Source organism: Deinococcus sp. AJ005 (assembly GCF_009017495.1).
GTDB lineage: Bacteria > Deinococcota > Deinococci > Deinococcales > Deinococcaceae > Deinococcus.
Genome location: NZ_CP044990.1, coordinates 749,594 through 769,193, shown reverse-complemented (window position 1 = coordinate 769,193; position 19,600 = coordinate 749,594). Strand labels below are relative to the sequence as shown.

The 19,600-nt window shown below is 64.1% G+C and carries 18 protein-coding genes; 6 read left to right on the top strand and 12 right to left on the bottom strand.

Annotated features, from left to right (window positions below; translation table 11 throughout):
- Window positions 1-5 precede the first annotated feature (5 nt).
- A complete protein-coding gene (locus tag DAAJ005_RS05620) occupies window positions 6-1,442 on the bottom strand; it encodes a KamA family radical SAM protein (protein ID WP_151846257.1) in 1,437 nt (478 codons plus the stop codon).
- Between the two features lie 171 nt (window positions 1,443-1,613).
- On the opposite strand from DAAJ005_RS05620, the gene DAAJ005_RS05615 reads away from it, so the two are divergent.
- From DAAJ005_RS05615 to DAAJ005_RS05605, 3 genes are read left to right on the top strand one after another with little or no spacing between them, the layout of a single operon-like run.
- The gene (locus DAAJ005_RS05615) at window positions 1,614-2,102 is read left to right on the top strand and encodes an Lrp/AsnC family transcriptional regulator (RefSeq protein WP_075830010.1); all 489 of its coding nucleotides are present in this window, start codon (window positions 1,614-1,616) and stop codon (window positions 2,100-2,102) included.
- A complete protein-coding gene (locus DAAJ005_RS05610) occupies window positions 2,099-2,695 on the top strand; it encodes a hypothetical protein (RefSeq protein ID WP_151846256.1) in 597 nt (198 codons plus the stop codon). Before DAAJ005_RS05615 ends, DAAJ005_RS05610 begins: the two co-directional genes overlap by 4 nt.
- A 26-nt stretch (window positions 2,696-2,721) precedes the next feature.
- Window positions 2,722-3,126: a hypothetical protein gene (locus tag DAAJ005_RS05605; RefSeq protein WP_151846255.1), complete on the top strand. Its 405-nt coding sequence runs from the start codon at window positions 2,722-2,724 to the stop codon at window positions 3,124-3,126.
- Here the strand turns inward: DAAJ005_RS05605 and DAAJ005_RS05600 are convergent.
- Entirely contained in the window at window positions 3,123-3,440 is a 318-nt protein-coding gene (locus DAAJ005_RS05600) for a winged helix-turn-helix domain-containing protein (RefSeq protein WP_151846254.1), read from the bottom strand. The two genes, DAAJ005_RS05605 and DAAJ005_RS05600, sit on opposite strands and share 4 nt — an antisense overlap.
- 152 nt (window positions 3,441-3,592) lie before the next feature.
- Here DAAJ005_RS05600 and DAAJ005_RS05595 point away from each other — a divergent pair, with 152 nt between their 5' ends.
- The gene (locus DAAJ005_RS05595; RefSeq protein ID WP_151846253.1) at window positions 3,593-5,092 is read left to right on the top strand and encodes an NADP-dependent isocitrate dehydrogenase; all 1,500 of its coding nucleotides are present in this window, start codon (window positions 3,593-3,595) and stop codon (window positions 5,090-5,092) included.
- 84 nt (window positions 5,093-5,176) lie between these two features.
- Here DAAJ005_RS05595 and trpD read toward each other — a convergent pair whose 3' ends face one another.
- From trpD to lysS, 7 genes are all read right to left on the bottom strand, one after another.
- The gene (gene trpD, locus DAAJ005_RS05590; protein WP_151848409.1) at window positions 5,177-6,160 is read right to left on the bottom strand and encodes an anthranilate phosphoribosyltransferase; all 984 of its coding nucleotides are present in this window, start codon (window positions 6,158-6,160) and stop codon (window positions 5,177-5,179) included.
- A gap of 23 nt (window positions 6,161-6,183) precedes the next feature.
- Complete coding sequence (locus DAAJ005_RS05585) at window positions 6,184-6,801, bottom strand: aminodeoxychorismate/anthranilate synthase component II (protein WP_151846252.1); 618 nt, start codon at window positions 6,799-6,801, stop codon at window positions 6,184-6,186.
- Window positions 6,802-6,889: 88 nt separating this feature from the next.
- Window positions 6,890-8,341, bottom strand: coding sequence for an anthranilate synthase component I (gene trpE, locus DAAJ005_RS05580; RefSeq protein ID WP_151846251.1), 1,452 nt, complete (start codon window positions 8,339-8,341; stop codon window positions 6,890-6,892).
- 202 nt (window positions 8,342-8,543) lie between these two features.
- Window positions 8,544-9,407: a carbohydrate ABC transporter permease gene (locus DAAJ005_RS05575; RefSeq protein WP_151846250.1), complete on the bottom strand. Its 864-nt coding sequence runs from the start codon at window positions 9,405-9,407 to the stop codon at window positions 8,544-8,546.
- A gap of 49 nt (window positions 9,408-9,456) precedes the next feature.
- Window positions 9,457-10,581: a carbohydrate ABC transporter permease gene (locus tag DAAJ005_RS05570; protein WP_151846249.1), complete on the bottom strand. Its 1,125-nt coding sequence runs from the start codon at window positions 10,579-10,581 to the stop codon at window positions 9,457-9,459.
- Window positions 10,582-10,730: 149 nt separating this feature from the next.
- Entirely contained in the window at window positions 10,731-11,981 is a 1,251-nt protein-coding gene (locus tag DAAJ005_RS05565) for an ABC transporter substrate-binding protein (protein ID WP_151846248.1), read from the bottom strand.
- Window positions 11,982-12,249: 268 nt separating this feature from the next.
- On the bottom strand, window positions 12,250-13,809 hold the full coding sequence (gene lysS, locus DAAJ005_RS05560; protein ID WP_151846247.1) for a lysine--tRNA ligase: 1,560 nt from the start codon (window positions 13,807-13,809) through the stop codon (window positions 12,250-12,252).
- Window positions 13,810-13,898: 89 nt separating this feature from the next.
- Between lysS and DAAJ005_RS05555 the strand changes: the two genes are divergently transcribed.
- Window positions 13,899-14,645: an MBL fold metallo-hydrolase gene (locus tag DAAJ005_RS05555; RefSeq protein WP_151846246.1), complete on the top strand. Its 747-nt coding sequence runs from the start codon at window positions 13,899-13,901 to the stop codon at window positions 14,643-14,645.
- Window positions 14,646-14,704: 59 nt separating this feature from the next.
- On the opposite strand, the gene DAAJ005_RS05550 is transcribed toward DAAJ005_RS05555, so the two are convergent.
- From DAAJ005_RS05550 to DAAJ005_RS05540, 3 genes are all read right to left on the bottom strand, one after another.
- The gene (locus DAAJ005_RS05550) at window positions 14,705-15,193 is read right to left on the bottom strand and encodes a GreA/GreB family elongation factor (RefSeq protein WP_151846245.1); all 489 of its coding nucleotides are present in this window, start codon (window positions 15,191-15,193) and stop codon (window positions 14,705-14,707) included.
- A gap of 144 nt (window positions 15,194-15,337) precedes the next feature.
- Window positions 15,338-16,486 carry a sugar MFS transporter gene (locus DAAJ005_RS05545; protein WP_151846244.1) on the bottom strand — a complete coding sequence of 383 codons (1,149 nt, stop codon included), beginning with the start codon at window positions 16,484-16,486 and terminating at the stop codon, window positions 15,338-15,340.
- 175 nt (window positions 16,487-16,661) lie between these two features.
- Window positions 16,662-18,962, bottom strand: coding sequence for an endonuclease MutS2 (locus DAAJ005_RS05540; RefSeq protein ID WP_192930879.1), 2,301 nt, complete (start codon window positions 18,960-18,962; stop codon window positions 16,662-16,664).
- A gap of 85 nt (window positions 18,963-19,047) precedes the next feature.
- Between DAAJ005_RS05540 and DAAJ005_RS05535 the strand changes: the two genes are divergently transcribed.
- Window positions 19,048-19,506 (top strand): DIP1984 family protein, encoded by a 459-nt coding sequence (locus DAAJ005_RS05535; RefSeq protein WP_151846242.1) that lies wholly within the window; start codon window positions 19,048-19,050, stop codon window positions 19,504-19,506.
- Window positions 19,507-19,600: the final 94 nt, after the last annotated feature.

Here is a 19,600-nt window from a genome sequence, read left to right as displayed (position 1 = left end):
TGCCCTCAATCCCCGCTATGCACCGGAATCGGCACATTCACTTTGCCGTCTGGCGAGGTGTCGCTGACGCTGGCGGGGTTCGGTGCGCCCACGCCATACGCCGTCCACTTGTCCTCGCGGCTGTTCAGGCGGTGGCTGACCCCGCCGGGGCGGTGGTGCGTGTCGCTGAATCCGGCGGGTTCAATGGAGATGCGCTCGCCCTGCATCAAGCCATAAATGCCGCTCTGACCGGGTTCTTTGCGCTCCCAGTCGTCGGGAACCATCATGTCCGGCCCGGTGTAATCGGTGGGTTCGGTGTACGCGGCGATGTAGCCCTCAAAGTTCCGCAGAATCAGCTTGTCGGGACTGTGGCTCAGCACGTAATTGGGCGCAACCGGAATCTTGCCGCCGCCGCCAGGGGCGTCCACCACATACGTGGGAATGCTGTAGCCGGAGGTGTGCCCGCGCAGGCTTTCCATGATCTCCAGCCCCTTGCTGACGGTGGTGCGCAGGTGGCCCGCCCCGTGAACGAGGTCACACTGATAGATGTAGTACGGGCGCACGCGAATCTTGACCAGCTCGCGCAGCAGCTTCTGCATGATGACCGGATGGTCATTGATGCCGCGCAGCAGCACGCTCTGGTTGCCCAGCGGGATGCCCGCACGGGTCAGGCGATCACAGGCGTCGGCCACCTCGGGGGTGATTTCCTTGGGGTGGTTGACGTGAATGTTCATCCACAGCGGGTGATTCTCGGCCAGCACGTCGCACAGTTCCTCGGTCACGCGCATGGGCATGAACACCGGAACGCGCGTGCCGATGCGGATGATCTCGATATGCTCGATCTTGCGGAGTTCGGCCAGCAGGCGGCCCAGCACCTTGGGCGCGAGGGTCAGCGGATCGCCGCCCGACAGCAATACGTCGCGTACCTGGGGCGTGTTCCGCAGGTAGTTCAGTTGCGCCTCGTACTCGGCGGGATTGAACGTTTCGGTGGGATCGCCCACGATGCGGCTGCGGGTGCAGTAGCGGCAATAGCTGGCGCACTGCGTCGTCACCAGCATCAGCACGCGGTCCGGGTAGCGGTGGACGAGGCCGGGCACGGGGCTGTGCTTGTCCTCGGCCAGCGAGTCTTCCATCATGGACATGAACGGCTCTAACTCGTGGTGCGTGGGAATCACCTGACGGCGCACCGGGCAGGTGGGATCGTCGGCGTCCATGAGGGAGGCGAAATACGGCGTGATGTCCAGCCGGAAGATGCCCTCAGCACTGGCCCCGGCGTGTTCGCTCTCGGTCAGGCGGATGACCTCTTCCAGTTCGGAAACGGAGTTGATGCGGTTCTTGAGCTGCCATTTCCAGTCAAACCACTTTTCGTCGGGAACATCGGCCCATTTGGGGGCACGGTGACCACGGGGCAGCATCTGCTGGCTGCGGACCGTGGCCTGCGGGTGTAGGGGGGCGTGGGACATTGAAGCCTCCTGGGAGAGAGAAACGTGAGTTGCTAGACCTCCATTCTTCATGTTTTGCCCCCACCATTGGAAGGCGCGCAGGCCAGCAGATTGGTGGGGTCAGGTGGCCGTTTCTCTGGCAAATGACACGCCTGACCTTGCATATGCCAACTGCGGTGCTAAACTCTGGTTATGCGACAGATGGGCGGCTCTCTCGATTCGCTGGATCACCGGATCTTGCAAGAACTCCAGACCGATTCGCGGCTCTCGATGCGCGAACTGGGCCGCCGGGTGGGACTCTCGGCCCCCGCCGTGACCGAGCGCGTGCGGCGGCTGGAGGACGCGGGCGTGATCCTCGGCTACGGCGTGCGCGTTGCCAGCAAACCGCTGGGGCGTACCATTACCGCGTTTATCGGCGTGCAGGACAGTGGGCGCAACGATCCCACCCTGGTGCGCTGGGCCACGGCGCACGACGGCGTGCTGGAGTGCCACAGCGTCACGGGCGACAACTCCTGCATCCTGAAGGTGGCCGTGCCGGACGTGGGGGCGCTGGAAACCATGCTGGGCGACCTGATCGGCATGGGCTTTACCTGCGATACCAGCATCGTGCTGAGTACGCCGCTGGAAGGAAAATTGCTGCTGCCGCCGAAGGAAAGGGCGATGGGCCGAGCGGAGCCATGACCCCGGCTCCCGCCTATCTGGTGGTGCATAAGCTGGCGCAGTTCACCGACGAGTGGTATCACGACTACACGGTCACGCTGGAAGGCGTCAATCCCGCCGGACTGTACGCCACGCGGGAACAGGCCGAGTTCGCCATCCGCGCCCTGACCCGCCGGGCCATGCGCGGCGCGACGTTTGACGATCTGCAACTGGATGAGGAAACCGACTACAGGCTGGCCGAGTTGCTGGAGCGGCCTGACACCCTTGACCCCGTGCTGCGGTCCAGCCTGCCCGGATTCGTGAGCCGCGCAAAACCGCTGCCCACCAACCTGAGCGACGCGCAACTGGACACGCTGATTGAACGTGGTGGCCTGCGGCTGTACCACATCCTGGAAACAGAGCTGGACGACGGGACGCGGCAGGTGGCCCAGGCCGCGCTGATTCTGACCCCGCAACGGCCCTTTATTGGCCTGGAATTGTGTTACGAAGAGGAGGATGAGGACGGCGAGCATCCCCAGCAGACCATTCAGGAAAGTGACGATCCGGTGGTGGCGCGGCTCAACCGGGTGACGCAGTTGTTTGGGAGGCGGTATGCCAACCACCTGCCCATCTAGGCGCTCGGTTTTTAGGAGATAAGGCTGTGGCCCACGCCTGGCACCACGCCCGCAGCAGCGCCCGCCGATTTGGGGGCGTGCCGGACGACTATCTGGCCGTCCACGGCTGGTTTGACCAGACCAAGGGCCACTGGGCCGACGCCCGACACCGCGCCATATTGCACAGCAGTTTTGGCATCTTTCTGTGCGAGCAGTTCTTCGGTCCTACCTTCAAACGCGCCAGCGACGACCAGCATGTTCCCACCCGGCTGGTGGGCGAACAACATGTGCTGGAAGACCTGGGGCGCATTCCCAGCGTGCAGGACTGGCTGGGCGATTTGCCCCTTCAGGCCTGGATGCTTCAGAACGCCGCCCCGCTGAGCCGCCTGAATGTGGACGCCGCCGGGCCACTGGAAGATAAAGTGCCAGGAGACGGGGAGCGGCCCGGCTAATCCTCGGAATCCCGTCTGCCCGCCAGTAGCAGCTCCAACAATTCGTTGACATTGCGGTGCGCGTCCAGCGGATGCCGCAGCGGGCGGTTGGCCTCGATCTGGTAGGTGTTGCGGCGGCCCACGCGCTGGCGGATCAATATTCCGGCGTCCTCCAGATCACGGACGATGCGCTGCACGGCACGTTCGGTAATGCCCACGTCAGCGGCCACCTGACGCAGCGTGGCGTCCGGCTGGCGTTTCAGGCACAGCAGCACGCGGCTGTGGTTCGACAGGAATGTCCACGAGGGTTCATGCGGGGGCGGGGGCTGGGTCATGGCGTGTTGAGCCGAGTGTAACCGAGACAGTGAAGCAGACATGGCTAGACCTCCAGACGGCGAGGGCGGCGGGATGCTTGCATTCCCGATATGCGAACCCTAATATACGAAATGTAGTTCGTATATTAACCCATCAACCCCAGGAGATTGCCATGACTGCCCTCAAAGAGCCTGCCCAGACTGCCGACACCCAGACCACCAATACCCAGACTGCCCTCGTTCCCGTTTCTGTCGTGTACGGCGATGGCATCGGCCCGGAGATCATGGGGGCCACCCTGCGGATTCTGGCGGCAGCGGGCGCACGCATTGCCCCGCAGGAAGTCCGCATGGGCGAGGCGCTGTATAAGGCGGGCCACACCTCCGGCTTCGCGCCCGACGCCTGGGACAGCCTGCGGCAGACCGGCATCATGCTCAAAGCGCCCATTACCACGCCGCAGGGCGGGGGGTATAAGAGCCTGAACGTCACCCTCCGTAAGACGCTGGGCCTATACGCCAACGTGCGCCCCTGCCGCGCCTACGCGCCGTATGTACCGACGCACCACCCCAAAATGAATCTGGTCATCATCCGCGAGAACGAGGAAGACCTGTACGCGGGCATCGAACACCGCCAGACCCGCGAGGTGATGCAGTGCCTGAAGCTGATCACCCGCCCCGGCTGCGAGAAAATCGTGCGCTACGCCTTTGAATACGCCCGCGCCAATGGCCGCAAAAAGGTCACGGCGCTGACTAAAGACAACATTATGAAGATGTGCGACGGGCTGTTCCACACCGTCTTCGACGAGATCAGCGCCGAATACCCCGACATCCTGGCCGAACACCAGATCATCGACATCGGCACGGCGCGGGTGGCGGCGCGGCCCGAGGCATACGACGTGATCGTGACCCTCAACCTGTACGGCGACATCATCTCGGACGTGGCGGCAGAAGTGGCCGGTTCGGTGGGGCTGGCGGGCAGCGCCAACATCGGCGATACGTTTGCCATGTTCGAGGCCATCCACGGCTCGGCCCCCGATCTGGCCGAGCAGGACGCGGCCAACCCCGGCGGACTGATATCAGCGGCGGCGTTGATGCTGGGGCATCTGGGCCAGCACGAGGTGGCCGCGAAGATTCAGAACGCCCTGCTGTGCGCGCTGGAGGACGGCATGCACACCCAAGACATCGCCGGGCCGCATACGAAGGAGGTGCTGGGAACCCAGGCTTTTGCTGACGCCGTAATTGAGCGGTTGGGCAACATGCCGCAGCATCTGCCCGCCGTTACCGCCGACGCACAGGCCAAGGAAATGCCCGTCCGGCAGCCCACGACACCGGCCTACATTGACAAGCAGCTCGTCGGCACTGACGTCTTTTTTGAGTGGACCGACTCCGGGCGTGACCCAGAGGTGCTGGCCGCCATCTTGCAGGAAGCGCAACTGCGCAACATTCCGCTGAAGATGATCACCAACCGGGGCGTCAAGGTCTGGCCAAATGGGCTGCCCGAGACCTTCAAATCCGATCACTGGCGCTGCCGCTTCCAGTCGGACACCCCGGTCAAGCACGGCGATCTGCTGGCCCTGCTGATCCGCGTTCACGACAAAGGGCTGGATTTCATCAAAACCGAACACCTGTACACCTTTGACGGCGAGCCGGGCTACTCGTTGGGACAGGGACAGTAAGGGACCCCTCTCATACCGAGCTGTACCAGCCACCCCCAAGCTTTCGCAAGGCCCCTCTTCCGCAAGGGTAGAGGGGATTTTCGGCTACCGCGTCAGCGCCGCGTACTTCTGCAACACGTCCCAACCCAGGCCCGCATTCATGACCTCGCGGGCCTGGGCCACGCCCTCGCGGATGCTGTTCACGCGGCCTGCCGTCCGCAGCGCCGCCCCGGAATTGAGGGCCACGATATCGCGCTGAGCCTCCGTGCCACCGCCCGTCAGCAGGGCGCGGGTGATCTCGGCGTTCTCGGCAGGCGTGCCCCCCACCAGCGATTCGCGCGGATGCAGGGCCAGCCCCACCTCTTCCGGGTGGAGGGTCCGGTCAATGATCTCGCCGCCCCGCAGGCCGGAGACGGTATTGACGCCGCAGACGGTGAATTCGTCCAGACCGTCGCCGTAGACCACGGTGGCCCCCTTCGCCCCCAGCAGCCGCAGCACTTCGGCCAGCGTGCGCGTCAGCTCGGGCTTGAACACGCCCACTACCAGGTGTGTGGCCCCGGCGGGGTTGCTCAGCGGCCCCAGGATGTTGAAGACCGTGCGGGCCGCCAGATCCGAGCGGACAGGGGCGGCGTGGCGCAGCGCCGGGTGGTAATTGCGGGCGAACATAAAGCCCACGCCCAGCGTGTTCACGGCGTTTTCAATCACTTCGGGGGGGGCGTCCAGATTGACACCCAATGCCTCCAGCACGTCCGCACTTCCGGCGCGGCTGCTGGCGGCGCGGTTGCCGTGCTTGGCGACAGGCACACCCGCCCCAGCCACCACAAACGCCGTCGTGGTGCTGATATTGAAGGTGTGCGCCCCATCGCCCCCTGTGCCCACCACGTCCAGCAAGACCTCGCGCGGGCGGACATTGACGCGCACGGCGTTCTCGCGCATGGCCTGGGCAAATCCGGCGATCTCGTCCGCCGTCTCGCCGCGCACACGCAACGCGGCCAGCGCCGCCGCCATCCGCACACCACTCATCTCCCCGGCCATCACCTCGCGCATGAAGGCCGCCGCTTCCGACTGAGACAGGATTTCACCGTTCATCAACCGGGCGTGAATGGGAGGGGTCACGCACTCTCCCGCACAGCCTGACTCTCGCGCACCAAGGCCACGAAATTGCGAATCATCGTTTTGCCGTCCTCAGTAGCAATGCTTTCGGGGTGAAATTGCACGCCGAAAACCGGGTAGTCGCGGTGGCGCAGGGCCATGAGGGCGCGGTATTCGCCCGCTGGAGTTTGATCTGTTGTCCAAGCTATAGCCACGAGTTCCGGCGGCAGGTCCTCCACGATCAGGCTGTGGTAGCGGGTCACGCTGGCGTCTCCCACAATTCCGGCAAACAGGTCCTGGCCGTCATGGGCGACTTTGCTGGTCTTGCCATGCACCGGAATCGGCGCACGCTTAACGGTGGCCCCAAACGCCTCACCGATGCTCTGGTGGCCTAGGCACACGCCTAAGATTGGATATTTCGGCGCGAAGGCTTTGATCACATCTACGCTCAAACCCGCTTCCAATGGCGTACAGGGACCTGGGGAAACCACGATGGCATCGGGATTGAGTTTCTCCACATCCTCAAGCGTGAAGGCGTCGTTGCGCCAGACGGTCAATTCACAGCCCAGTTCACCGAAGTATTGGACAAGATTGTAAGTGAAAGAATCGTAGTTATCTATTAAAAGGATGTGGGTCATGACTGATCTCCAGGCGTATTGGATTGAGAAAAAGCTCTGACAAGTTGCGTCCGGTTGTTATCCCACATCATCCGACTCTGACAGCCCCTCACAATCCCGCCGCCGCCCGTTCCGCCGCCCGCATCAGCGCCGCCGCTTTGTTGCGCGTTTCCTCTTCTTCCGCCACCGGATCAGAGTCGGCCACGATGCCAGCCCCCGCCTGAATGTGAATCCTGCCGCCCGCGATCACCATCGTCCGCAGGGTCAGGGCCATGTCCAGGCTGCCGTCGAAAGCGATATAGCCGAAGCTGCCGCCATACGGCCCGCGCCGCACGGGTTCCACTTCATCGATGATTTCCATCGCGCGGATTTTGGGTGCGCCGGATACGGTTCCCATCGGGAGCGCACTGGCGAGGGCGTGCAAAGGGGTCTGCCCCCCGCGCAACTTGCCGCGCACGCCGCTGACGATGTGCATGACGTGGCTGTAGCGCTCAATGGTGAAGGCGTCCTCCACCGTCACGCTGCCGTATTCGGCCACCCGCCCGATGTCGTTGCGGCCCAGGTCCACCAGCATCAGGTGTTCGGCGCGTTCCTTCTCGTCGGCCAGCAGTTCGGCGGCCAGCGCATTGTCCTCGGCGGGAGTCTTGCCACGCGGGCGCGTTCCAGCAATCGGGCGGGTCACGATGCTGACGCCGTCGCTCCGCAGCAGGCTTTCGGGGCTGCTCGCCACCAGCGTCACCTCGCCCAGATTCAGGAAACCCAGATACGGGCTGGGATTGATGCCGCGCAGCGCCCGGTACAGCGCGAACGGCTCCACCGTCAGATCCGCCGAGAAGCGCTGGGACGGCACCACCTGAAAGACATCTCCAGCATGGATGTATTCAATGCAGCGGCTGACGGCGGCCTGATAGCCCTGGGGCGTGAAGTTGCTGGAAAAGGTCATTGGCTCGGCCTTCTCGCGCCCCGGTACATCCGGCAAAGGCCCGCGCAAGTCGGCTTCCAGCGCGGCCACAATGCGCTCGGCCTCCGCCTGCGTTTCAGAGATAGCCACCGCATACAGCTTGTGCCGCAGATGGTCAAAAATAACGATGCCCTCGGGGACGATGAACAGCGCGTCGGGGATGTTCAGTTCGTCGGGGTTGTTGTCGGGCAACTTCTCGTACACGCGGATGATGTCGTAGGCGGCGTAACCCACCGCGCCGCCGAAGAAGGGGGGCAGACCATTGAATTTCTCGGCGGGCAATTCAACGGGGCGCAACACGCGGCTGTACAGCACGTCCAGCGGATCGTCGGTTTGCAGCGTCTCTGCCCCCGACGTACGGCTCAACACGCCGCTCAGGGTGGCAGTGCGTCCGCGCAGCGTAAAGCGCCCCACCTCGCCCACGCCGATGAACGAGTAGCGGGCCTGACGCTCGCCGCCCTCCACGCTTTCCAGCAGGAAACTCAGTTTCTTCGCGCCGTCTGTGACTTTCAGGTAAGCGCTGACGGGCGTGTCCAGATCGGCGTTCAACTCCTGCACGGCCACGGCGGTCATCGGTTTTGGGTGAGCAGTCTGGGTCATGGAACTCCTGTCCTTGAGATGGAAGGCCAAAAAAAGCGCCCGGCGGTCTAAAAACCACCTGGGCGCGTCGGACACGGCAAAAACAGAGCAGCAGCGCGTTAGACCCAGGCGAAACTGGGCCACCACCACGCGCGGTTAACGGTCATGGGCAAAAGCATAGCGCGGGAGGCAGGGATGGGGGAAGAGTGCCTGCCCTTTTCCTTCATCCCTTCACACTCCCCGCCAAAAGCCCGCGCACGAAATACCGCCCCAGCACGATGTACACGAGCAGGGTGGGCAGCGCCGCCAGAATCGCCCCGGCCATCGGCAGGTTCCACGACACCGCCTGACCGCCCGCCAGTTGCGACAGCGCGTAGGTCACGGGCTGGCTCCCCGTGTTGGTGAGGGTGGCCGCGAACAGGAACTCGTTCCAGACCTGCGTGAACTGCCAGATGATGACCACCACGAAGCCGGGAATGCTGATCGGGAAGATGACGCGGGCATAGATTTCCCAGAAGCCTGCGCCGTCAATCGTGGCGGCCTCCACCAGTGCATCGGGCACGTCGGCGTAAAAGTTGCGGAAGATCAGCGTGGTGATGGGAATGCCGTACACCACATGCGCCAGGATCAGGCCCCAGATGCTGCCGTACAACCCCAGCGCCTTGATGAACTGGAACAGTGGAATCAGCACGGCCTGATACGGGATGAACATGCCGAACAGCATCAGCGCAAACAGGGTATTTGCGCCCCGGAAGCGCCATTTGCTCAGCGCGTAGCCGTTCAGGCTGCCCAGCAGCGCACTGAGGATGGTGGCGGTCACGGCCAGGAACAGGCTGTTGAGCATGTTGCCGCCCACCTTGTCCCAAGCCTCTGAAAAGCTGGCCCAGTTGAGCTGCGCGGGCCAGTGCCATGCCGTGGCCAGCACAATAGAGTCCGGCGTTTTGAGCGCGGTGGCGAACACCAGATAGATGGGAATGAGGAAAAAGAAGGCGGCGACGACGAGCAGGAGATACGTGACCGCGCGGCCTATGCCACCTGCCCGGCGCGCCTGGGCAGCAGAAACGGTGGACTGGGGAACGGCGGTCATGGGTGCCTCCGAAGCAGGGGTAGAGAGGGCACGAGACCCAGGCGTGCGCTCACGAGTGTCCTTCCTCAGTCTTAAATTGATTCGCCAGATACGGCACGATCACGAAGGCCACCAGAATCAGCAAAATGGTGCCAATCGCTGCGCCCAGCGCGAACTGGTTTTGCCTGAAGCTGGTCAGGTACATGTTCAGCGCCGGAACACTGGCGGCGATATTGTCCGGCCCTGCCATCGCGTACACCAGATCAAAGATCTTGAGGCTGATGTGGCCCAGGATAATCATGGCGCTGAGGGTAATGGGCGACAGCAGCGGGAAGATGACGAAGCGGTACATCTGGGCGTCCTGCGCGCCGTCCACCTTGGCGGCCTCACGCAGTTCCTCGGGAATGCCGCGCAGTCCGGCCAGATACAGCGCCATCGTGTAGCCGCTCATCTGCCACACGGCGGCGATGATGATGCCGATCATGGCGAAATTGAAGCCGTGCAATTCGGGGGCGGCCAGCAGCCTGACGCGCGGGCCGATGAACACCGCCCACAGGATCAGCAGTGCGGCGCAGGCGGCGGCCACCAGCGTGCGGGTGCGCTGGCCCTCGCGGGCGGCACGCACGGCCACCACGATCAGCACTGCCCCCACCACGGCGGCGGTGATCAGCGGCAGATTGTTCCAGTCAAATTTCAGCACCGAATCATTGCTGCTCAGCCACGCGAAGCTGGAGGGCTGACCGCCCAGCAGCGTGGGGGCCTGATTCACGCCGCCCTGCGGTTGCAGCATCCAGCGCCAGATGGTGCCCGTCACGATAAACGACAGGCTCATGGGAAACAGGAAGATGGTACGCCACAGCCCCTCGCCCTTGGGGTTGCGGTCCAGGATCAGCGCTAGCCCCAGGCCCACGCCCAGGCAGCCCACGATAAAAAACACGGTGAAGAACAGCGTGTTGACCAGTTCCTGCCGGAAGCGGCCTTGCAGAAAGCCGGTGAACAGTTCGGTGTAGTTTTGCAGGCCCACCCAGCGAATAATCGGGTTCAGGGCCAGCGCCTGCGCCGGATCGTTGCCCCAGTCGGTCAGGCTGACATAAATGGTGCGCCCGATGAAGTAGTACACGAAAATGCCGATCAGAATGATGCTGGGCGTTAATACGGCAATGGCCCACAGGCGGTCTTTGCTCAGGGATTTCACAGGGAAGGGCCTCCTTTTTTGGGTTGTGGGGTGCGGGGAAAATGAAAAGATGAAACGCAGATCATCATGGAACCTGATCCGCGTTTCATCCCTGCCAGCAAGGGGGTGTCGGCGTTCCTACACCCTACAAACCATAGTTTTTACTTGCTTTACTTGCCGAAGCCTGCGCGGACGGCCAGCGCCTGCGCGGCGGCAGCGGCCCCGGCGCTGTTCTTGCTGGAGACGAACTGATCAATCACGGCCCCGAAGGCGCTGGTAAAGCTTTCGGGCGCCACTGCGCCGTGGGTCATGGACCCGACGATCTTGCTGTTCTTCCAGTCGGTGGCCGCGCTCTTGGAATAGGTGTTGTACTTGCTCAGGTCACTATCGGTGCGGGCAGCGATGCTGCCCTTGAGCGGGTTGAAGGTGTCCTGGCCTGCCTTACTGCCCAGCAGCTTGAGCCAGTTCATGGCCTCGGCGCGGTCCTTGACGCCCTTGGGCAGCCCGAAAGAATCGGCCAGCATCACGAAGGTCTTGGAGGTGCCAGGGGCAGTGGCCCAGCCGAAGCCAGTGCCGGGGGCCAGTTTCTTGGTGGTGGTGAAGTACCCGGCGGCCCAGTCGCCCATGATGTTGAACGCACTCTGCCCGCTGACGATCCGGTCACTGGCCTGCTGCCAGCTCAGGCCGCTGGCGTCCTTGTTGGCGCAGTCCATGACCTTGCCGAAGGTGGTAAAGGCCCCCACGACTTTGGGATCGGTGAACTTGGTCTTGCCTGCCCACAGGTTTTCCCAACCCTGTGCGCCCAGCGTACCGATCATCACGTTCTCCCACAGGTGCTGCTGGGTCCAGTTCTCGCCCACCACAAGGGGCGCGGCCACACCCTTCTTCTTGAGGGTGGCGCAGGTGGTGATGAACTCAGGCCAGGTTTTGGGAACGGTGACGCCCCACTCCTTGAGCTTAGTAGGGTTGTACCACATCACATTGCTGCGGTGAACGTTGACGGGCACGCTCCAGATGCCGTCCTTGGTGCTGATCAGTTTCAGCACATCGGCGGGGAACGCCTTGCTCCAGCCCTCGGATTTAAACAGGCTGCTCAGGTCTTCCATGCGCCCAGCCACCACCCAGGTGCCGATCAGTTCCTGTCCGGCGTGAACCTGGAAGGAGTCGGGGGGGGTGCCGCCCAGCATGCGGGTCTTGAGGACCGCCCGCGCGTTGGTTCCGGCTCCGCCCGAGACCGTGGCATTGTCCACGGCCACGGTGGGGTACTTTTCCTTGTACAGCTTGACCAGGGCCTCCAGCGCAGGACCCTCATCACCGGACCACCATGAGAAGATTTCCAGTTTTCCGGCAGCCAGGGCGCTGCTGGCGGTGGCGAGGGCGGCGGCGATCAACAAAGCTCTCTTGATAGGTGTTTTGCTCATGTGTTCCTCCGGGGAAGATGGGGCCAAGAAAAAAAGGAGGCGGCGGCGCAGGTCTGATGCGGGGGCCTCGTGAACGAATGGTGGGATTGTCTGCAAAACAGGTACGCCCGTCATGCTGCTCCAAACATGAAGGGTTTGTCAATTGACCGGGCTTCTTCTTCACCGCAATGAGAGGAATCCAGACACCGAACTGGAGAAGGAAGGAAAGTTCAGTGCATGAGAAAGGCTAGCCCAGGGACACACCCGGACTGGCCCCAGTCAACAGGATTTAAGTTTCTGCCTCGGCCTCACCCGGCTGCCCTTCGGGGCGCAGCAGCGGGAACAGCAGCACGTCACGGATGCTGTCGGAGTCGGTCAGCAGCATGGCCAGCCGATCCATGCCCATGCCCATGCCTGCGGCGGGCGGCATGCCGTACTCCAGCGCCAGCAGAAAGTCCTCGTCCTGCTCGTGGGCCTCGTCGTCCCCGGCGTCGCGGCGGGCACTCTGGGATTCAAAACGGGCGCGTTGCTCCAAGGCGTCGTTCAGCTCGGAATAGATGGGGGCCAGCTCAAATCCGGCCACGAACAGATCGGCGCGTTCGGCCAGATCGGGGCGGCTGCGGTGCGCCTTGACCAGCGGACTGATCGCCAGCGGCACGTCGGTCACGAAGGTGGGTTGGATCAGGTTGTCTTCCACGTACTCGCCGAACAGCTTGTCCAGCAACTTGTAATCCGGCACCTTGCGGAGTTCGGGATGCTTCGCGTCGGTCCACTCGCGCAGCTTCGCGAGGTCTGTGGGTTCAAAGTCCATGCCCGCCGCTTCCTTCAGCGCGGTCACAAAATCCAGCCGCTTGAAGGGCAGCGCGAAGCTGATTTCTTTGCCCCCGTACGTGAGCTTCTCGGAACCCGTGACCTCCTGCACCAGCCCGGAGACCATCTCCTCTACCAGCCGCATCATGTCCTGGTAGTCGCCGTAAGCGAAGTAGGCTTCCAGCATGGTGAATTCGGGGTTGTGGGTGCGGTCGATACCCTCGTTGCGGTAGTTGCGGCCAATCTCGTAGACGCGCTCGAAGCCGCCCACCAGCAGCCGCTTGAGGTACAGCTCCAGGCTAATGCGCAGGCTGAAATCGTGCGACAGGGCGTTGTGGTGGGTCTTGAACGGCTTGGCCTCGGTGCCGCCCGCCACGACTTGCAGGGTGGGTCCCTCCACCTCCATGAACTCGCGCGTGTCCAGAAAGTTGCGGATGTAGCGGATGGCGCGCGAGCGGGTGCGGAAGGCCGCGCGGCGCTCCGGGTTGATCATCAGGTCGAGGTAGCGGCGGCGGGCGCGCAATTCCTCGTCCTGAAGGCCGTGAAACTTGCTGGGCAGCGGGTGCAGGCTCTTGACCAGGGGCTGCCACGAGGTCACGCGCAGGGTCAGTTGCCCGGTGCGGGTCACGAAGGGCACGCCGCACACGCCGATGATGTCGCCCAGATCGATCTTCTTGGTGGGATCGAAGTTCTCGGTTTCCTGCTTCGACAGGTGCAGTTGCAGGCTGCCGTGTTCGTCGGTCAGATCGGCAAAAGCCGCCTTACCCATGTGCCGCAGCAGCGTGACGCGCCCAGCCAGCGCGTAGGTTTCCTCGGGCCATTCCTGCCCGGCTTCCAGCTTGCCTTCAGCGTCGGCGGGGGCGGGATGCGCGGCCAGCACGTCGCGGGTGCTGTGGGTGCGCGGGTACGAGTACGGCGACGCCTCGAAGCCCGCCGCCACCTGAGCGTCCAGATTGTTCAGGCGGCTGACAGTCTGCTCGTGCAGGTTGTCGGGGCGGGGCGGGCCTTGCGGGGCGGGTGAGGCGGGAACATCAGACATACGGGCGAGTATAAACGCCGCTCTAGATGGAACAGAGTTTGTGGCCTCGCATTCATCTCCAGTCCCAGACGTGGGCCAATACTCCGCCCATGAAATTAAACGATGACCTGCTGATCCTGGAACTGACCGCCGACTTCGGCACTGGCCCCAACATCCTCAACGCCGCCGTCATTCTGGATTCTCAGGCCGGGCATACTCTGGTAGACACCGGAATGCCCGGCATGGAGGACGCGATTGAGACGGCGTTGGCCGAAGTCGGCGCGTCCCTCAAGGACATCAGGCAAATCATCATCACCCACCACGATCTGGACCACATCGGCAGCCTGGAAGCCGTCGTGAAGGCCAGCGGCGCGCAGGTCTGGGCCTCGGCGCGCGAAACTCCGTTTATTCAGGGCGAGGAATGGCCTCAGAAAATGCCGCCGCCGGAAGCCGTCGCAGAGATGCTGGCCGATCCTGAAACGCCGCCTCAGATGCGCGCCCGCCTGAGCCTGCCGCGCGTGGCCGTCAAAGTTGACCGCGCCTTGCAAGGCGGCGAAGTGCTGCCGCTGGCCGGGGGCGTGCACGTGGTCATGACGCCGGGCCACACCCCCGGCCACCTGAGCCTGTATCTGGAACGCACAAAGACGCTGATCACCGGGGACGCGCTGGTGTCAGACGACGGACAGCTTCACCCGCCCAGAGCGCAGGTGACGCCGGACATGGTTGCGGCAGGCCAGTCCGTCAGCAGCATGGCCGCACTGGACGTGCAGACCGTCGTGACTTACCACGGCGGCGTCGTAGGCGAGGATGCAAATGGGCAACTGGATCGGGTGGCGGCGGGGATGGCAGAGAGCTGAGGAACAGTGGCGGAGGGCAGAGGGCTTAATCGTGCGCCATCTGCCCTCTGTCCTTGCCCTCAGTACTCGATGCTCTTGACCTTGTATTTCATCTGCTTGCCGTTGTCCAGATTGACCACGAACGCCTCGCCCTTCTTGCGGCCCATCAGTTCCTTGCCCACCGGGCTGTCCTCGCTGACGCGGGGCAAGCTGCCCCCGGTCACGGCGGCCTCGGGCGCGCTGACCACCATCACCTTGGTTTCCTTCTTGCTGGTCTCGTTGTTCAGGACCACGATGGCCCCCAGTTCCACACGCCCGGCGTTCTCGTGGTCCTCGATGACGGTGGCCTGACTCAGCGTGTCTTCCAGCTCGTCGATGCGCGCCTCGATGTTCATCTTCTCGCGCTTGGCGTCTTCCAGGCCAGTGTCTTCACTGTCAGCGCTGGTTTCCATCTGCTCTTGCAGGATGCGGGTGGCCTCGGCCAGGCGGGCCTGCTCCTGATCCAGGGCGCGTTGCAGCCGTTCATAGCCTTCGCGGGTCAATCTGACGGTCTTGGTTGATTGGGTCATTGTGAAGCCTCCGTTACGCCGCTGGCCTGGACCGGCGGGACTGGGTGCAGATCGGGGATGGACGCATGTGTGAGAAGTAGCGCGCATTGTGCCATATGGCCCCGCCCCTGGCAATCGACACGGCGGTTCAGAGAACCCCACGCGTCATGCGACGGAGGCCGGGGCTGCTGCCGGACGCGTGACACGCAGGGTTCCCCAGACCACCACCACCAGCGTGGCGGCCAGCGCCGCGAGGGCCAGCGGGATCACGTCAGGGCCAGAACGCGCGGCCAGCACGCCCAGCAGGAAGGGGGCCACGATGCCGCCCACGCTTCCAGAGGTCAGCAGAAACGGCACCAGACGGGCGGGTAGGCTGCGGGTGGTCCACACCAATGTGGTGCCGAACACTGGCCCCAGCGCCAGCCCGGCCAGAATGTACGCGGCGGGAGCCAACGCGGCCTGCGTGGCGGCCAGCCCACACAGCACAGTCAGGCCAGCGCAGGCCAGCACCAGCCGCTCCGGGCGCACCCGCGCGCCGAAGATGCCGGTCAGGATGCGGGCCACGGTCATGCCACCCCAGTACCCAGCCACAATCACGGCAAACGACGCGTAACCCAGGCTTTGCAGGTGACGGCCTGCCCACGCACCGAAGCCCACCTCTAACCCCACGTAACACGCGATGAGCACCAGAAACAGGGCCACCTGCACCCCAGCCCGCGCCCGCCCCGACGGGACGGAAAAAGGCTGCTCCTGCATGGCCGGGAACCCCCAGATGCGGGCGCTGAGGAGGGTCAGACCGCCCAACACGGCGACGATCAGGAAGGGAGCAGATAGCTTGTCCCCCGCTCCGGCCACCAGCAGCGGCGACAGGATGCTGCCCAGGCCGAAGACCGCATTGACCAGATTCACGGCCCGCGTACCGATGCTGGCGTAGGCCGCGTTCAGGCCACCGCTGACGCCACCCGCGCCAAAGCCCCCCAGCAGCGCCCCGGCAATCGCCAGTGGCCAGATGGGGGCCAGCGCCACCAACGTTGCACCCAGCGCCAGCGTCAGCAGCGCGGCCACCACCACCCGGCGCAGGCTGAAGCGGATCAGCAGGATGCCCACCAGCGGCGGGGCCAGCGCGGACCCCACAAAATGCGCGCTGGCGATGATGCCCACCCCCGCCGTCGAGATACCGAAGCGTTCCTGGAACAGCGTGAAGGCGGGGCCATACATGGCCTGAAGAACGCCCAACGTGAAAAACGCCGCCGTGCCTGCCGCCAGCAGGGTCATGGTTAGCGGCGGCGGGACAGGGGGACTATGCGCGGTCATGAAAGGGTCACAGGGCCATCACGGCGCAGAAGGTAGCACGCCAGAGCCGGGCAGGAGGTATGGGTTTTCGACGTGCCCGGTGGCCTCCTCTTCCCCGCCCTTTTCGCGGCGCTCCTCCGCAGGCGGCTGGACCCGTTCCGCACAGATGGAGAAGGGGAAAACCAGCCTCCTCCATTCAGACCTTGACGTTCACCACGGTCACCCCATGCCCGCCCTGGTTGGGTTCGGCGTCGTGGTAGGACTCCACCTTCTTGTCGTTCTTGAGGTACTCGCGCAGCAGGCGGCGCAGCACGCCCTGGCCCTTGCCGTGAACCACCCGCAGCGGCGTTTCCTTGAGGGCAGAGGCTTCCAGAATGGCGGTCCGCAGTTCCTCGACGGCTTCCTCCACGCCCAGCCCGCGCAATTGCAGTTCGGAGGCGAAGTTGCTGGGCGTGGTTCCCGCAAAGCCCGAGCGCAGGCCCCTGCTCTTGGGGGCCTTCTCCTTGACCTCGGGGCGCAGTCTCACGTCGCGCCTCTTGACGCCCACCTTCATGACGCCCAGTTGCACCACCAGATTGTCGCCGCGCAACTCCAGCACCTGACCGCCCGCGTTGTAGGCGGGCACGTCCACCACATTGCCCACCCGGATCGGATCGCCACGTTCCTCGCGCACCACCGGGGCGGGGCGGGATTTCTGAGCGGCCACACGCAGTTCGCGCAGCTCCTGCATCACGCGGGGGCGGGCGCTGTCCTCCTGCGCACGGGCGCGGAGGGTGCGGACGCGCTCCACGGCGTCGGCGTACAGCGATTCGGCTTTCTGCGACGCCTCGGCCAGCATTTCATTGCGGCGCATGTCCAGAGATTCGCGCTCCTGCCGCACGCGGCTCAGTTCGGCCTCGGCCTCGCGGCGGGCGGTGGCGGTGCTGTCCAGTTGAGAAACCAGCTCAGCACGCTCGCGCTCCAGCCCTTCCAGCATCCGTTCCATGATTCCGGCGTCCTCTCCCAGCAACGTGGTGGCCCGCTCCAGCACATCTTCGGGCAGGCCCATGCGCTGGGCAATCGCCAGCGCGTAACTGCGGCCCGGCTGCCCCACTTGCAGAGCGTAGGTGGGGGCCAGTGTTTCCAGATCGAAGCCCATGCTGGCGTTCTTGAGGCCGGGGGTTTCCAGCGCAAACAGCTTCAGGGGCGATAGATGAGAGGTCACGATGCCGCGCGCGTCCTGCGCCAGCAGCGTTTCGATGATGCTCTGCGACAGGGCCGCACCCTCATTGGGATCGGTGCCGCTGCCCAGCTCGTCCACCAGCACCAGCGTGTCCGGTGAGGCGAAGCGCAGCACGTAGCGCAGGTGCTTGAGGTGGGAGGCGAAAGTACTCAGGCTGGCCTCGATGCTCTGCTCGTCCCCGATGTCCACCAGCACGTCCGACACGATGGGCAGTTTGGCGCTGGCCGCCGCCACGTAAAGCCCACACTGGTGCATCAGAACGGCCAACCCCAGCGTTTTGAGGGTGGCCGTCTTGCCCCCCATGTTGGGGCCAGTGATGAGAAGAACTTTGGTGTCGCCCAGTTGAATGTCGTTGGGAACGGGATTGTCGATCAGGGGATGCCGTGCTTCTCGTAGATCATAGGTGCCGTCGGTCACGGCTTCGGGGCGATTCAGTCGCCAGTCGCGGGCCAGCCGGGCGCGGGAGGCGATCAGATCCAGCTCACCTATGGTGGTCAGGGTCATCGGCACATCGGCGTCGGCGGCCAGCAGGCCCGACAGCTCGATCAGAATGCGGCGAACCTCGGCCTCTTCATCCAGAATCAGGCGTGTGAGTTCGTTGTTCAGTTGCGTGACGGCTGCCGGTTCCACGAAATAGGTCTGCCCCGTCGCCGAGGCGTCCACGATGATGCCCTGCACCTGCCCCACGCGACTGGCCTGCACCGGAAGCACGTAACGGTCGCGGCGAATGGTCACAATGTTTTCCTGGAGGATGTCGGCCCATTTTTCCAGCGTGGCGGCCAGCTTCTCGCGGATGCGCCCCCGCAACGGCTCTATGCGTTTGCGCAGATCGCGTAGACGGTGGCTGGCCTCATCTCGCACGCCGCCCTCACGGTCCAGCGCTGACAGCACGCGCCGGATCAGCTCCGAGTGTTCGCCCAGACCCAGTGCCACCTCACGCAGCGGCCCGCGTGAATTGGCGTTGATGGCGCGCTTGACGGTCATCGCGCCGTCCAGGGAATAGGCGGCGGTCAGCAGTTCCTGGCCGCTCAGCACGCGTCCGTCCTGAGTACGGGCGTGCAACTCGCGGATGTCCTGAATGCCGCCCAAGGAGAGGCTGACGCCAAAGAGGGCGTCTTCCACCTCGTCCAGTTCGCGGGCAATTCGGCCCGGATCATTGGAGGGCGACAGACTCCGCGCCCGCTCTGCGCCCAGCGAGGTGCTGCTGCGCTCGGCGAGGGCGTCGCGAATACGGGGAAAATCCAGGGCGGTCAGGGCGCGGGCATCAAACGGCATTTCAAGGCTGAGCATAACAACGCGGAGGGCAAGAAATCGTGCGCCTTGTGGCTTAGCGGGGCGACGGGCGCTTTAGCATGCCGTCATGAAACTGGCCGAGGCCCTGATTGACCGTGCAGATTTACAGAAACGCGCCGCCCAGCTTGAGGAACGCATCGTCAGGAACATGCTGGTGCAGGAGCGGGAAAAACCCAGCGAAGACCCGCAACAACTGCTCAAGGAGTTCATGGAAGTCACGGAGGCGTTGGAACTGCTGATCCCCCGCATCCACCGCGCCAACCTGAGTGCCACACTGCCGGACGGAATGAGCCTGACCGCCGCCCTGACCCGCCGCGACATGCTGGACCTGCGCCTGCAAGTGTTGCGCCGCGCCGCCGCCACCGCCTCCGAGCGCCAGACCCGCTACAGCAACAGCGAGGTTCGCATCCAGTCCGTCATGCCTGCCCGCGACCTGCAAAAACAAGTGGACGTGCTAGCCAAAACGCGGCGAGAACTGGAAACTGGGATTCAGCAGCTCAACTGGTTGACCGAACTGCCCGCGTAGGCGCACAGTGGAGGCGGGGACGCGTCCGTGCGGGCGGAAACCTACCTCGCAGCGGGGATAAGGCTGCACTACTCGCTCCGGCGAGTCAGGGACG